Origin of the sequence: Nonomuraea sp. NPDC049709 (assembly GCF_040674815.1) — a bacterium.
In the GTDB taxonomy this organism is placed as follows: Bacteria; Actinomycetota; Actinomycetes; order Streptosporangiales; family Streptosporangiaceae; genus Nonomuraea.
This window is the reverse complement of record NZ_JBFANM010000014.1, coordinates 150,491-164,933: the sequence shown is the minus strand read 5'-3', so window position 1 is coordinate 164,933 and position 14,443 is coordinate 150,491. Positions and strand designations below refer to the sequence as shown.

The following is a 14,443-nucleotide window of genomic DNA, read 5'->3' as shown; positions in this document are numbered from 1 at the left end:
GGTCACCAATCGTAGAGCCGCCGGGGGGTGCCCCGGCGGCCCTTGATTCACTTCTTCGGCGGAACCACCTGGACGATGGCGCCCAGGTTGCCCGGCAGCGGGCTCACCAGCTTGAACTGCACGCCCAGCGCCTTGCCCTCGTCACCGGGGTTGCCGGTGCCGAGCACCGAGCCGGCGGCCACCTGGCCGTACAGCTCCGTGGCCGGGGTGCCGTCCTGGTGCACCACGCGGGTCGAGTAGGTCTGGTCGCCCTTGGACGGCACGACCACCGAGGCGTCGCCGTCCCGGAAGTAGAGGCCGCCGTCGATCTGCTCGATGCCCGGGTACCAGGTTTTCGCGTCCGTGAAGGTGGACACGCCCTTCTGCGCGGGGAAGTCCGTGCAGTACTCGCTGTACGGCTCGTCCGCCGCCTCCAGGCACTCCTTGAACGGGTACGTCTTGCCGAACCCGAACGCGGCGTTGGAGGTCTGCGCGCGCCCCGGCAGGTTCTTCTGCAGCGTCGTGTCCTTCTCGGCCGCGGTGCCGGTCCGGCGCAGCGGCTCGAAGTGGGAGTCCACGACCAGCAGGCTGCCCTTGGGGCCGAGGCTCGGCGCCTGCCTGAGGGTGTCGGCGACGTTGTTGTTGATGTACGTCGAGTCGCGGTACCACACCAGCAGGCCCGGCGCGTTGTACTTCATCTTCTGCACCTTCCACGCTCCCTCACGGAGGTAGTCGGTGTCGTAGGTGTACTGCAGGCCCTTGTCGAAGCCGTCGAAGTTCCGCCACTCGGCCAGGTAGAAGCGGGAGATCTCGCGCTCGCCGTTGTTGCGGGTCCAGCCCTGGCCGCTGGTGTTGGTGAACGTGCCGCCGACGGGCTTCCACCCGGTGTCGCTCTCGACGTCGTCGCTCCACACGGCGGCGCCGCCGTTGGTGAGCTCGAAGTCGTCGACGTGCCAGCCGCGCATCTGGTAGGCCGCGTCGGTGTTGTAGGCCAGGCGCAGCTTGATCGTCTGCCCGGCGAACGGCGTCAGGTTCACGTAGTCGTGCCGCCAGGCGCCGCCGGTGTCACCAGTGAGGCCGTACTTCTTGTTGCCGAAGGTCTTGAGGTTCTTGTACGGGTCCGGGTAGTCGTCAGGCGTGCTGACCTCGTTGCCGGCCTCGTCGTAGACCTTCTGCTGGGCCCACGTCTCGCCGCCGTCGGTCGAGACCTCGACGAAGCCGAAGTCCCAGTCCTGCTCGATCTCGTAGTTGTTCCACATCCACAGCTTGAGATCGGTCCCGGCGGGCACGGGCAGGTCGCGGGTCAGCGTGAGGTTGGCCCAGTCCTGGTCGAGACCGCTCCACCAGGCGTTGGCGCCGCTGTGCACGTCGATCATCCGGACCGGCGAGGAGGCCAGGTTCACCCGGATGCCGTCCTGGGTGAGCTTGGGCGTGCGCGAGGACTGGCCCACCGTGACGAGCCTGGAGGCGTCGCCGGGGTTGAACGTCTTCGGGTTCGCCCAGCCGAGCACCCACTTGTCCCACAGGCCCATGTGGCTCGGCATCGACTGGAAGATCGGGCCCGAGTGGGAGCCGCTGGACATCAGGTCCCAGAAGTCGACGGCGGAGCTGGCCGCGCCGGAGGTGTCGTACAGGTCGGGCAGGCCGAGGTCGTGGCCGTACTCGTGGGCGAAGACGCCGACGCCGGAGTCCTCGGGCTGCACGATGTAGTTGGAGATCTTCTTGTCGGTGCCGGGGACCTTGTAGCCGCCGGCGACGGCGCTGGAGTGCGCCCAGATGGCGTAGGTGCCCTCGGCGCCGCCGTCGGAGGACTTGTCCTTGCCGGCGTGCACGAGCACGAGGTGGTCGATCACACCGTCGGGCTCGGCGTGGTTGCCGTCACCGTCGGCGTCGGAGGTGTCCTCGACGTCGTAGTCGGCCCACGGGAAGTCCGGCTGAGCCTGGGCCAGGGCGTTGACCGTGTCGATGGGCAGCTGCTGGGCGCCGAGCGGGTTGTCCGGGTGGCCGGACATGTCCTGGGGCGCGCCGCCACAGGCCGCCGCGCCGTACCAGGCCTCGGAGTGCGGGACCTTGATCCAGCCGACCGCCGAGCCGGTGACCGAGTAGGCGCCCTTCGACATCTCCTCGTACATCTTCTTCATCGTGAAGCCGGAGATGTCGATGCCGGGCTTGCCGTCGCGCGGGTCCTTCAGGTCCGGGCGCACGCGCTCGGTGATGCCCTTGTCGGTGTAGAGCATCTTGTTGAAGTGCTCGGTGCTGAAGTCCTTGACCCAGAAGGAGTTGTTGTCCTTGTGCGGCAGCGTGGCCGGGTCGGGGATGTTGTTGTGCAGCGGGCCGTTCTTGAGCGTGCCCGGGGGCTCGACCGCGCAGTCGTTGGGCTCGCTGTTGACCGTGCGCAGCCGGTTGAAGCCGGAGAAGTCGTCGTTGGCCTGCTCGTTGAACTCGACGAGGACCGTGAGGAGCTTGGCCGTGCGGGTCTGCTTGGAGTTCTTGAAGATCCATTCAGCGGGGTTGCGGCCGGTCCTGATGGCCTGGTCCTCGCGGGCGGCGAGAATGCGGCCGGCCGCCGGGTTGCCACTGCTGAACTTCCGGTCGTACTTCTGCGCGGGAGTGAGCGAGCGCGACTTCTGGTCGGCGAGCGTGGGCTCCTTCGTGTCCTTCTCGACCGCCGGAGGAGCGTAGTTGATGTAGAAGTCCGAGGCCGCGGGCTCGTAGTTCGCGACGGAGGTCGCCTGAGCCGGGGGCACGGACAGGGCGGCGCCAAGGAGGGCGACCGCCGGGAACGTTGCTAACAGGCGCTTTCTGCTGGGCACCAGGAACCCTCTCTGCCCGGGATCGCCGGGCTGCATGGCCATAGGGTGTGCAATGCCGGACGCTAGAGGGTGGGTCAACCCATCGTAAAGTACGTTGTTGAAACGTGATCAAACTACGACAATCAGAACATCAAACTCACAGCGAAGACTCCGCCCGCGATGGCTCCCCCGTAACAGAGCAGCGCTACGAGCAGGTCGAATCTGCCGATGCCGAGCAGCTCCTCGCTGGTGAAGCGGATCCGGTGCGCGGCGTGGAAGAGGCACAGCACGACGACCACGACCAGCGCCAGTCGTACGAGCAGGTTGTCCAGCAGCGCGCCCAGGTGCTCGGCCGTGGGCCAGTCCAGGATCCCGAGCGGCATCAGCACCCCGAACAGCAGCACGAGCACCGGCAGCACGAGCGCCGCAACCACTCCCCCGCCGCTGAACAGCAGCCACAGGTACGGCTCCGGCGTGCGCCTCATCGGAACCCCCGCAGGACGAAGAAGGCGATGATCGCGGAGATCATCAGCCACAACGAGTGATTGCCGCCCTGGATCATCCACGCGGGCAGCCGGTAGCCGTCCAGGCGTACCACGGTGGCCTTGGGGGCGAGGTTCAGGAACGTGATCGCGTGGAAGGCCGTCGCGGCCAGCGCCACCACGTTGATAGCGATCATCCAGGGCCGGCCCGCCAGCTCCGCGAACTCCGGCAGGCTCCCGCCGAGCACCGCGTCGACGAGCATCAGCAGGAAGACGATCGACCAGGCCACGAAGACGCTGGTCAGCTCGCGCAGCACGAAGACGGTGTAGTTGCGCGACCGGGCGAACCACAGGTTGTCGCGCCGCGGCCGGTAGGCGGCCGAGGTCGTGCGCACGGCGGCGCTCGGGGTGACCTCCTCCCTGCGCCGCGCCTTCATCGCCTGCTCCAGGGCAGCACCGAGCGCAGGGCGGCGCTCAGCTTGTAACGCTGGATGGCCTCGGCCGGGTCCACGTGCTTGGGACAGACCCTCGTGCACTCTCCGACGAACGTGCACCCCCACACGGCGTCCTCCAGGTTGAGCACGTCGAAGCGGTCGCCCATGTCCCGCGAGTCGAGGTTGTAGCGCTGGGCGAGCGCGATGGCGGCCGGGCCGAGGAAGTCGGGGTCGAGCACGTACACCGGGCAGGCCGAGTAGCACAGCAGGCAGTTGATGCACATGCTGTACTGCTTGTACGCCTCCAGCTGCTCGGGCGTCTGGGCGTACTCGGTGGTCAGCGGCGGCTCCTCGCCCTCCCTGATCAGCCAGGGCCGCACGGACGACAGCTTGGCCAGGAAGTCGTCGATGTCCACGACCAGGTCCCTGATGACCGGGAACCCCTTCAGCGGCTCGATCCTGACCGGGCCGTCGCCGTACTCGGTGAGGAAGGTGCCGCAGGTCAGCCGGGGCTCGCCGTTGACCGTCATGCCGCACGAGCCGCACACGCCCATCCGGCACGACCAGCGGTAGGACAGGCTGCCGTCGAGCTGGTCCTTGATGTAGTTGAGCCCGTCGAGCACCGCCCAGTCGGCCATGAGCGGCACGTCGTACCCCTGGACGACGGGCTCGGCGTCCTCCCCCGGCCGGAAGCGGTAGACCTCCATCCGGATCGTGCGCGTGCCCGCCCCCTGCCGTGCCGCCTCGGTGTCAGCCGTGTCCATCGGTTGCCTCACCCTCCTCATTCGCTCCGCGGGTGGCCTGCCTCGCGGCGCCCCCCGCTCCGCTCACCGCGTCGGGTTCAGTCACGGCCGTAGACCCTTTCTCCCGGAGGCCAGCGGGTGATCGTCACGGGCAGCAGCCCGACGGACGGGGTGCCGTCGGGCGCGCGGTGCACCAGCGAGTGCGCCAGGTACGTGCCGTCGTCCCTGGCGGAGAAGTCGGTGCGCTGGTGCGCGCCACGCGACTCCTGCCTGTTCAGCGCGCAGGCCACGATCGTCTGCGCGATCTCCAGCATGGCGTGCAGCTCCTGCAGGTTGATCAGTTCGGTGTTGAAGGTGGTGCTGGTGTCGTCGACGCGGGCCTCCGCGGCGCGCTCGCGCAGCTCCGCGAGCGTGTCGACGGCCTTGGTCAGCACGTCCCCCGTGCGGTAGATGCCGGCCGCCCCTTCGAGCGTGTGCTGCATCTCCTCGCGCAGGTCGGCGATCCGCTCACCGTGCCTGCTGCCCTCGCGCGCGCCCTCCAACCGCCGCCGCTCGTCCTCACCCTGGCTGCGTACGGCCGCCGCCTCCGCCTGCCGGTGCGACCTGGCGAACTCCGCGGCCGCGATCCCGGCCCGGCGCCCGAACACCAGGATCTCGGGCAGTGAGTTGGAGCCGAGCCGGTTGGCCCCGTTGATGCTCACGCAGGCCGTCTCCCCGGCCGCGAACAGCCCGGCGATCGGGGTGGCGCCGTCGATGTCGGTGTGGACGCCGCCCATCATGTAGTGCACGACCGGGCGTACCGGGATGAGGTCGGTGGCCGGGTCGAGGTTCTGGTAGCTGCGGCACAGCTCGCGCACGAACGGGATGCGGGTGTCGATCTTGCCCTCGCCGAGGTGGCGCAGGTCCAGATAGACCACCGGGCCGTACGGGGTGTCCACGGTGCGGCCCTTGTGCTGCTCGTGCACGAACGCCTGGGACAGCCGGTCGCGCGGCCCCAGCTCCATGCTGCGCAGCTTCGGGGTCGGCGTGGGCGTGCCGAGGTCGTAGTCCTGCAGGTAGCGGTAGCCGTCCTTGTTGATCAGCCAGCCGCCCTCCGCCCTGGCCGCCTCGGTGATGAGGATGCCGGTGAACGGCAGGCCGGTGGGGTGGTACTGAACGAACTCCATGTCCTTCAGCGGCGCCCCCTCGCGGTAGGCCAGCGCCATGCCGTCACCGGTCTTGATGGCGGCGTTCGTGGTGAAGGGGAAGACCTTGCCGCAGCCGCCGGTGGCCAGGATGACGGTCCTGGCGGGGATGGTCTCGACCCGGCCGGTCCTGATCTCGACGGCCACGACGCCGTGGACGCGGCCGTCGTCGACGACGAGCTTGGTGACGAACCACTCGTCGTACCTGATGATGTCCTGATATTTCAGGGTCGTCTGGAAGAGCGTGTGCAGGAGGTGGAAGCCGGTCTTGTCGGCGGCGTACCAGGTGCGCATCTTCTTCATGCCGCCGAACGGGCGGACCGCGACCCGGCCGTCGCTCTCGCGGCTCCAGGGGCAGCCCCAGTGCTCCAGCTGGATCAGCTCCCTGGGGGCCTCGGCCACGAACGCCTCGACCGCGTCCTGGTCGCAGAGCCAGTCACCGCCGGAGATCGTGTCGTAGCAGTGCTCGTCGAGCGTGTCACCGATGCCGATCACGGCGGCGGCGCCGCCCTCGGCGGAGACGGTGTGGCTGCGCATCGGATAGACCTTCGACACCACGGCCACCTTGAGCGCGGGGTCCGTCTCGGCGACCGCGATGGCCGCCCGCAGTCCCGCCCCGCCGCCCCCGACGATGAGCACATCGATCATTTACGTCACTTCCCATGGTCCGGCTCTATCGGGTCCTTCACCCGTTTGCCGTCGTGGCGGACGGCGGACAGGTGGATGCTTCCGTCGTGGTACTCGTGGCGGATCCGGCGGCAGCCGCACGCGAAGAACTGGTCGCGGATCACCAGCCCATAGCCGTCATCGTCGACGAGGCGTTCACCGCCGGACCTCTTCCCGCAGGGGGCCGTCTCGGGGTCGAAGGGGATCTTCGTGCCTGTCATCGCCGATCTCCTTAGATGGGCGAAACATCATGGGGGGTCAGCCGGGTGCGTCGTGGCGCGGCGGCACCTCGGGGGTCTCGCCCTCCTCCACCTCGGGAGACTTGTCCGTCTCCTCCCGGGGGTAGTGCAGGTCGAAGGCGGGGCGCTCGGAGCGGATGGGGGGCATGCTGGTGAAGTTGTGGCGCGGCGGCGGGCAGCTCGTGGCCCACTCCAGGGAGTTGCCGTAGCCCCACGGGTCGTCGAGCGTGACCTTGGGCGCGCGCCTGGCCGTCTTCCAGACGTTGTAGAGGAAGGGCAGCGTCGAGGCGCCCAGCAGGAACGCGCCGACGGAGGAGACCTGGTTGAGCGTGGTGAAACCGTCGGCCACGCCGTAGTCGGCATAGCGCCTCGGCATGCCGAGCTGCCCGAGCACGTGCTGGATGAGGAAGGTGGTGTGGAAGCCGATGAACAGCGTCCAGAAGTGCACCTTGCCCAGCCGGTCGTCGAGCATCCGGCCGGTCATCTTCGGCCACCAGAAGTAGAACCCGGCGAACATGGCGAACACGACGGTGCCGAAGACCACGTAGTGGAAGTGGGCCACGACGAAGTAGGTGTCGCTGATGTGGAAGTCGAGCGGCGGCGAGGCCAGGATGACCCCCGTCAGACCGCCCAGCAGGAACGTCACCAGGAAACCCACCGAGAACAACATCGGCGACTCGAAGCTCAGATGGCCCCGCCACATCGTGCCGATCCAGTTGAAGAACTTCACCCCGGTCGGGACGGCGATGAGGAACGTCATGAACGAGAAGAACGGCAGCAGCACCTGGCCGGTCGGGAACATGTGGTGCGCCCAGACCGTCATCGACAGCCCCGCGATCGCGATCGTGGCGCCGACCAGCCCCATGTAGCCGAAGATCGGCTTGCGGCTGAAGACCGGGATCACCTCGGTGATGATCCCGAAGAAGGGCAGCGCGATGATGTAGACCTCGGGATGGCCGAAGAACCAGAACAGGTGCTGCCAGATCAGCGGCCCGCCGTTGTCGCTGAGGAAGACCTGCGTGCCCAGCTTGCGGTCCGACTCCAGCACCAGCAGCGCCGCGGCCAGCACGGGGAAGGCCATCAGCACGAGCATGCTGGTCAGCAGCACGTTCCAGGTGAACAGCGGCATCCGGAACATGGTCATGCCCGGCGCCCGCATGCCGATGATCGTGGTGATGAAGTTGACGGCGCCGAGGATCGTACCGAGGCCGGACAGCGCCAGGCCCATGATCCACAGGTCCGCGCCGACCTGCGGCGAGTACACCGAGGACGACAGTGGCGTGTACGCGAACCAGCCGAAGTCGGCCGCGCCCCCCGGCGTGAAGAAGCCGGCCACCACCATCAGCCCGCCGAACAGGAACAGCCAGTACGCCACCGCGTTCAGCCGCGGGAACGCCACGTCGGGCGCGCCGATCTGGAGCGGCATGACCACGTTCGCGAACCCGGCGAACAGCGGGGTGGCGAACAGCAGCAGCATCACCGTGCCGTGGATGGTGAAGAGCTGGTTGTACTGCTGCTGGGTGACGAGCTGCATGCCCGGGGAGACGAGCTCAGCTCTGATGACCATGGCCATGATGCCGGCGGCCAGGAAGAACCCGAACGAGGTGATCAGGTAGAGGTACCCGATGACCTTGTGATCGGTCGTCGACATCCAGGAGGCGATGACGGTCCCGGTGCGACGGCGCCTGACCTGATCGATCGAGGTCTCTCGAACGGTCGTCACGGCTGCTCCCTCCAGAGCGGAGTTTTGCCTGCCCCGATCTACCCATTCCACGCCAACGATCGCCGCTCGGGAAGTCGTTCTTTGTTATTCGCCGCCGAAAGCTTTGGCGACTGATCGTTCCGGCGGCCGTCCATATTGCGGATACTTACCGGCCCACCTGGTGACATCTTCTATCCTTCGTTACCGGACCGACTCGGAGGAGATGATCGTGACCGCACAGAGTGACTACGCCGACCTCGTCCAGCGAGGGCTCTCGCTCGACCTGACCAGGGGCAAGCCGTCACCGCGCCAGCTCGATCTCTCCGACGACCTGCTCAGGCTGCCCGCGTCGTACAAGACGGCCGACGGCACCGACGGGCGCAACTACGGCAACCTGCAGGGCCTGGCCGAGCTGCGCGCGTTGTTCGCGCCGCTGCTGCAGGTCCCGGCGGGGCAGCTCGTCGTCGGGGGCAACGCCAGCCTGGCCCTCATGCACGACACCGTGGTGCACGCGCTGCTCACCCCGGTGCCGGGCGCCGCGCGCCGGTGGATCGAGGAGCCGGAGATCACGTTCCTGTGCCCGGTCCCCGGCTATGACCGGCACTTCACCATCTGCCAGCGGTTCGGGATCAAGATGGTCCCCGTCCCGATGAACGCCGGCGGCCCCGACATGGACGTCGTCGAGCGCCTGGTCGCCGCCGACGCGAGCGTCAAGGGCATGTGGTGCGTGCCGAAGTACAGCAACCCGTCCGGCGTCACCTACAGCGACGAGACCGTCCGCAGGCTCGCCGCCATGACGACGGCCGCGCCGGACTTCCGGATCTTCTGGGACAACGCGTACGCGGTGCACCACCTCACCGACACCCCCGACGAGCTGGCCGACCTGCTGGCGCTCAGCGCCGAGCAGGGCAACGCCGACCGCGTGTTCGTCTACGCCTCCACCTCCAAGGTGACGCTGGCCGGCTCCGGCGTGTCGTTCTTCGGCGGCTCGCCCGCCAACGTCGAGTGGTTCCTGCACAACACCTCGAAGCAGTCCATCGGCCCCGACAAGATCAACCAGCTGCGCCACGTGGAGTTCCTGCGCGACGCCGACGGCGTGGCCGCGCACATGCGGCGGCACGCCGAGCTGATCGGCCCGAAGTTCGAGCTGGTGGACAAGGTGCTGACCGAGCGGCTCGGCGACCTGGCCACCTGGACCAGCCCCAAGGGCGGCTACTTCATCAGCCTGGAGGTGCCGCACGCCGCCGAGGTGGTGGCCCGGGCCAAGGCGGCCGGCATCGCGCTGACGCCGGCCGGCGCCACGCACCCGTACGGGCAGGACCCGGACGACCGCACGATCAGGATCGCGCCCACCTTCCCCGAGCTGGACGAGCTGGAGCAGGCCATCAACGGCCTGGCCGTCTGCGTCCGGCTGGTGGCGGAGGAGCGGGGCTGACCCTTGAGGTGAGCCGGCCCCCGCTCAGCGGGGGCCGCCGCCGTTCCTGAAGCCGAAGATGTACTCGCGCGTCTCGCTCGGGTGGAACGAGACGCCGACCCCCGGCTCGAACGCCACGTTGTCGCGGGCGCAGTAATAGAGGCGCTCCCAGACGGCCAGGGCCTTCTCCCTGGCCGGGGCCTCCTGCGTGTCACGCTTGCGGGCGCCGTACGAGCCGAGCACGTTCAGCAGCCCGAGCCCCCAGAACAGGCCCGTCAGGCAGAACGGGGCGAGCAGCACCTCGCCCCACTGCGGCTCCTGCCCCATCGCGATCACCAGCGACACGACCAGGTGCACCAGGGCCGCCACCAGGAGCAGGACGTAGCCCTGGTTCCTGGTCCACGCCGTGTAGTGGCGGCTGGGGAACGACAGCCAGACCGCGAGCTGCGTGCGGCTCATGACGTGCTTCGACGCGCCCAGCGACGCCGCGGTGGGCAGATCGGCGACCTCGCGCGTGCCCGGTAATCTGACCCGCCCGATCTTGTACGTGGTCCCGGCGGCGACCGCTCCGGGGACCGCGACAACCTGGTCAGTCTCCGAACACACCGGGCACCTGACTTCCACCCGGGCAGTCTGGCCTTAAGGAACCCACTGCGCAAACCGCAGGCACCGAAGCTCAGCGCCTCTCCAGGTGCCGGCGGTCAGCCGGAACCGGAAGCAGCGGAGTCCAGCGCCTCCGGTTGCCGGCGTTCAGCCGGGAACCGCAGGCAGCGGAGTCCAGCGCCTAATCTGCATAGCGTGAGACCGATTGATGCCTTGGTGAACTCCCTGTCCGAAGCCCGGGTCGTGACCGACCCGGACGTGATCGACTCCTACGCCCGCGACCGCACGTTCCTCGAACCCGGCAAGCCGCTCGGCGTGGTGCTGGCGGCCTCCCGCGACGACGTGGTGACCACCATGAAGTGGGCCACCGAGCACCGCGTGCCGGTGGTGCCGCGCGGCGCCGGCACCGGCCTGGCGGGCGCCTCCGTCGCCGGTGACGGCTCGGTCGTCCTGTCGCTGGCGCGGATGACCGCGATCCGGGAGCTCTCCCCCGCCGACGAGATCGCCGTCGTCGAGCCCGGCGTCATCACCGCCGACCTGGACCGGGCCGCCAGGGAGCACGGGCTGATGTACGCGCCGGACCCGTCCTCGTACGAGATCTCCACCATCGGCGGCAACCTGGCCACCAACGCCGGCGGGCTCCGCTGCGTGAAGTACGGCGTGACCAGGGACTCGGCACTCGGCCTCGAAGTCGTGCTGGCCGACGGCCGGATCCTGAACACCGGCCGGCGCACGATGAAGGGCGTCACGGGCTACGACCTGACCGGCCTGTTCGTCGGCTCGGAGGGCACGCTCGGCGTGATCACCGCCGCCACGGTGCGGCTGCGCCGCGCGCCCGCCGCGCCGCCGGCGACGTTCGCGGCCGAGTTCGGCTCGCTGCGGGACGCGGGGGCGGCCGTGTCGGCGATCATGGCGGCCGGCTGCCAGCCGTCGCTCATGGAGCTGCTCGACCGGGCCACGCTGGAGGCCATCGACGACTGGCGCAACATCGGGCTGGAGAGCACGACGCAGGCCATGCTGATCGGGCAGTCCGACGCGGCCGACAGCCAGGCCGCGGTCGAGCGCATGGAGCGGATCTGCACCGAGAACGGCTCCTCCTTCGTGGCCGTGTCCTCCAGCCCGCAGGAGGCCGAGGAGCTCATCGGGCTGCGGCGGCTGGCGTACGGGGCCAAGGAGCGCCAGGGCGCGTGCCTGGTCGAGGACGTGTGCGTGCCGCGTTCCGTGCTGCCCGACATGATCACCGCGATCGAGGCGGCGGCGGTGCGGCACGGCGTGCGGATCGCCACGGTGGCGCACGCCGGGGACGGCAACCTGCACCCGGTCTTCATCTTCGAGCACGGCACCGTGGAACCGCCCCCGGAGGTGTGGGCCGCGGCGGACGAGGTGTTCACGAAGGCGCTGGAGTTCGGCGGCACGCTCACCGGGGAGCACGGCGTGGGCCTGCTGAAGCAGCGCTGGCTGGCGCTGGAGTCCGGGCCGGTGGGGACCGAGGTCCAGCGCGGGATCAAGGCCGTCTTCGACCCCCTCGGCATCCTCAACCCCGGTAAGGCGATCTGAAAGGCGCGATCTTCCCGTCACCAAGCCGTGACCTTGGGTTCCAAGATGCACACGACCTGCGACGAAACACTGACTTCATCCGTCAAAACGCGAAACTTCTGACAGGTCCGGCAGACGCCTCAAGGGTCTCGCTGGTAGCGTTTTGCCACATCTGTTGGGTTGTGATGGGGGTCCGACGTGAATCAGTTCCAGCCGTTGGCGGCGGACGATCCGCGACGGCTGGGGACGTATGACATCGTCGCCCGGCTCGGCGAGGGCGGCCAGGGCGTTGTTTATCTGGGCAAGAGCGACTCCGGCGAACAGGTCGCGGTCAAGCTGCTGCACAACGCCCTGGTGGCGGACGCCGACGCCAGGACGCGGTTCCTGCGCGAGGTGGCGGTGGCGCAGCGGGTGGCCCGGTTCTGCACCGCTCCCGTGCTGCACGCCGACCTCGAGGGGAGCCGGCCGTACATCGTCAGCGAGTACGTCCCCGGCCCCTCGCTGCGCGAGATGGTGATCAACGAGGGGCCGCGGCGGGGCGCCGCCCTGGAACGCCTGGCGATCAGTACGGCCACCGCGCTCGCGGCCATCCACCGGGCGGGGATCCTGCATCGCGACTTCAAGCCCGCCAACGTGCTGATGGGGCCCGAGGGTCCCGTCGTGATCGACTTCGGCATCGCCCGCGCCCTCGACTCCCCCGGCGCGACCGCCACAGGGATGGCCATGGGGACGCCCTCGTACCTGGCGCCCGAGCAGCTCAGCGGGGCCGCGGTGTCGGAGGCGGCCGACGTGTTCGCGTGGGGCGTCACGATGGTGTTCGCGGCGACCGGGAAGCCCGCGTTCGGCGCCGACTCCATTCCCGTGGTGATGAACCGGATCCTGAACGAGGAGCCGGAGCTCGGGAAGATGGAGGGGCTGCTGGGCGACCTGGTGGCCGCCTGCCTGTCGAAGGACCCGGCGCAGCGGCCCAGCGCCAACGAGCTCATCGTCCACCTCACCGGCCAGCCGGCCCCGAAGGCGGCCGTCGAGCCGGTAACGGGCCAGAACGTCGCCCAGGCGGCGGCCGCGGCCGCGGCCGCCGCTGCTGCCGCGAACGGCCCCGGCGGCAAGCCGGGGACCACACCCGCAGGCCAGGACAACTACCCCGGCCCCTGGACCCAGCCGACCGGCCCCCACCCCGTGGGCACCCCGCCGCAGACCGGCGACTACGGCCACCCGGCCGCCGCGGCGGCCGCACAGACCCCCGCCGCCGCCGGCACCCCGCCCCACGGCGGCCCCGGTCAGGGCGCTCCCGGTCAGGTCGGCCCCGGTCAGGGCCAAGGCGCCCCCGGTCAGGCCGGCGCACCGCAGACACCCCCGCCCCATGGCGGCCCACAGACCGGAAACCCTCAGGGCGGCCCTCCTGCCGGGACACCTCAGGCCGGGATGCCGTTCGGATCGCAGCAGCCCGGCGGCGCACCCCATCCCGGGCCCGGGATGCCCGGAGGCCCTCAGGCGGGCGCCCAGATGCCGCCCGGAGCCGCTCAGGGCGGCCCCTCCGCCCATGGCCCGGCTTCCCCTGCCCAGGGTGGCCCCGCCATGCAGGGCGGCCCCAACGGCGGTCTCCAGGCCGCGGCGTCCGGGATGCCCCCGCACGGCTCCGGCGCTCCAGGCCGGCCCCTCCAACAGGGAGGACCCGGCGCTGCCGGTGGCGGGCCGGGCGGTCCCGGGAGGCCGGGCGCGGGCGGAGCGGCGCGACCGGGTGACGGGGTGCCCGCCAAGCAGCGCCGTACCCTGACGCTCGCCCTGTCCGGAGCCGCCGCCGCGGCCCTGCTCGTGGTCGCCGGTGCCGTCGTCGTCCAGGCGAACAGCCAGGAGGTCCCGGTGGTGGCCGTGGGCAACTCCTCCAACAACACGGACGGCGGCGGTTCGGGCGGCGGCCAGCCGGACGAGCCCCCCGTGAGCACCGACCCTGGGCAGACCGCGGACCCGGTGCTGCCGACGCCGGAGGAATCCCTCACGGTCCCGACGCTGGACATCGAGCCGGAAGAGACCAAGAAGGTCAAGAAACCGACCGAGGAGCCCGTCGCCCAGGTGCCCAACCCGGCCACGGACGCTCCCAGGCCCCAGACCACCACCAAGCGGCCCGACCCCACGCCCAGCCCGACGAAGAGCAAGAAGAAGCAGACCCTGGTCGAGCCGGACGCGGAGCCGACGAGCAAGCCCACATCCGGTCCCACCTCGACCGTAACTGCTGGCGCGCCGAAACCCACCACCAAGCCCACCACCAAGCCGACGTCGACACCACCGAAGCCAAACCCGTACAAGGCGACCTCCGTGTGCGGCTCCGGTTACAAGGTCGTCGACTCGCGCGCGCTGGGCACCAGCGCCACGATCTACTTGCTCTGGAACGGCAGCGCGGGCAAGAACTGCGTGGTCACCATGTCGCGCCTCGTGTATCCCGGCAAGGCGAAGATGAACGCGATCCTCCAGGTCAAGGGGGGTGCCAGCGGAAGCAACCCGGGCAGCTTCACGGCGTACGCCGGCCCGGTGCGCCTGTCCGCCGTCAAGAAATGTGTGATCTGGGGCGGCTCGTGGGGCCCGTACTCCTGGAAGTCCGGCTGGAGCCACTGCAGCTGACCGTCACCCCGGTCCGCGAGCGAGCCGCCGCCCCGTACAAGGGCGGCGGC

At 69.7% G+C, this 14,443-nt stretch carries 11 protein-coding genes; 3 read left to right on the top strand and 8 right to left on the bottom strand.

The annotated features are described in order from the left end of the window. Positions 1-47: 47 nt before the first annotated feature. The 7 genes from AB0J69_RS16510 to ctaD form a co-directional block, all read right to left on the bottom strand. Positions 48-2,792 (bottom strand): immune inhibitor A domain-containing protein, encoded by a 2,745-nt coding sequence (locus tag AB0J69_RS16510; RefSeq protein WP_364117638.1) that lies wholly within the window; start codon positions 2,790-2,792, stop codon positions 48-50. 122 nt (positions 2,793-2,914) lie between these two features. Continuing rightward, positions 2,915-3,256 (bottom strand): fumarate reductase subunit FrdD, encoded by a 342-nt coding sequence (gene frdD, locus AB0J69_RS16505; protein ID WP_364117636.1) that lies wholly within the window; start codon positions 3,254-3,256, stop codon positions 2,915-2,917. Then, positions 3,253-3,690, bottom strand: a complete 438-nt coding sequence (locus AB0J69_RS16500) for a hypothetical protein (RefSeq protein WP_364117634.1) — start codon at positions 3,688-3,690, stop codon at positions 3,253-3,255. The genes frdD and AB0J69_RS16500 overlap by 4 nt, the downstream gene beginning before the upstream one ends. Then, positions 3,687-4,451, bottom strand: a complete 765-nt coding sequence (sdhB, locus tag AB0J69_RS16495) for a succinate dehydrogenase iron-sulfur subunit (protein ID WP_364117632.1) — start codon at positions 4,449-4,451, stop codon at positions 3,687-3,689. The genes AB0J69_RS16500 and sdhB overlap by 4 nt, the downstream gene beginning before the upstream one ends. A 77-nt stretch (positions 4,452-4,528) precedes the next feature. Further along, positions 4,529-6,262, bottom strand: coding sequence for a fumarate reductase (quinol) flavoprotein subunit (gene frdA / locus AB0J69_RS16490; protein ID WP_364117630.1), 1,734 nt, complete (start codon positions 6,260-6,262; stop codon positions 4,529-4,531). A 5-nt stretch (positions 6,263-6,267) separates the two neighbouring features. Further along, positions 6,268-6,501 (bottom strand): hypothetical protein, encoded by a 234-nt coding sequence (locus AB0J69_RS16485; protein WP_364117628.1) that lies wholly within the window; start codon positions 6,499-6,501, stop codon positions 6,268-6,270. A gap of 37 nt (positions 6,502-6,538) precedes the next feature. Next, positions 6,539-8,242: a cytochrome c oxidase subunit I gene (gene ctaD / locus AB0J69_RS16480; protein WP_364117626.1), complete on the bottom strand. Its 1,704-nt coding sequence runs from the start codon at positions 8,240-8,242 to the stop codon at positions 6,539-6,541. Positions 8,243-8,444: 202 nt separating this feature from the next. Here ctaD and AB0J69_RS16475 point away from each other — a divergent pair, with 202 nt between their 5' ends. Continuing rightward, positions 8,445-9,656: an aminotransferase class I/II-fold pyridoxal phosphate-dependent enzyme gene (locus AB0J69_RS16475; RefSeq protein WP_364117625.1), complete on the top strand. Its 1,212-nt coding sequence runs from the start codon at positions 8,445-8,447 to the stop codon at positions 9,654-9,656. A 24-nt stretch (positions 9,657-9,680) separates the two neighbouring features. On the opposite strand, the gene AB0J69_RS16470 is transcribed toward AB0J69_RS16475, so the two are convergent. After that, positions 9,681-10,241 (bottom strand): hypothetical protein, encoded by a 561-nt coding sequence (locus tag AB0J69_RS16470; RefSeq protein WP_364117623.1) that lies wholly within the window; start codon positions 10,239-10,241, stop codon positions 9,681-9,683. Between the two features lie 192 nt (positions 10,242-10,433). On the opposite strand from AB0J69_RS16470, the gene AB0J69_RS16465 reads away from it, so the two are divergent. Then, complete coding sequence (locus AB0J69_RS16465; RefSeq protein WP_364117621.1) at positions 10,434-11,795, top strand: FAD-linked oxidase C-terminal domain-containing protein; 1,362 nt, start codon at positions 10,434-10,436, stop codon at positions 11,793-11,795. Between the two features lie 177 nt (positions 11,796-11,972). Further along, positions 11,973-14,393: a protein kinase gene (locus tag AB0J69_RS16460; RefSeq protein ID WP_364117619.1), complete on the top strand. Its 2,421-nt coding sequence runs from the start codon at positions 11,973-11,975 to the stop codon at positions 14,391-14,393. Positions 14,394-14,443: the final 50 nt, after the last annotated feature.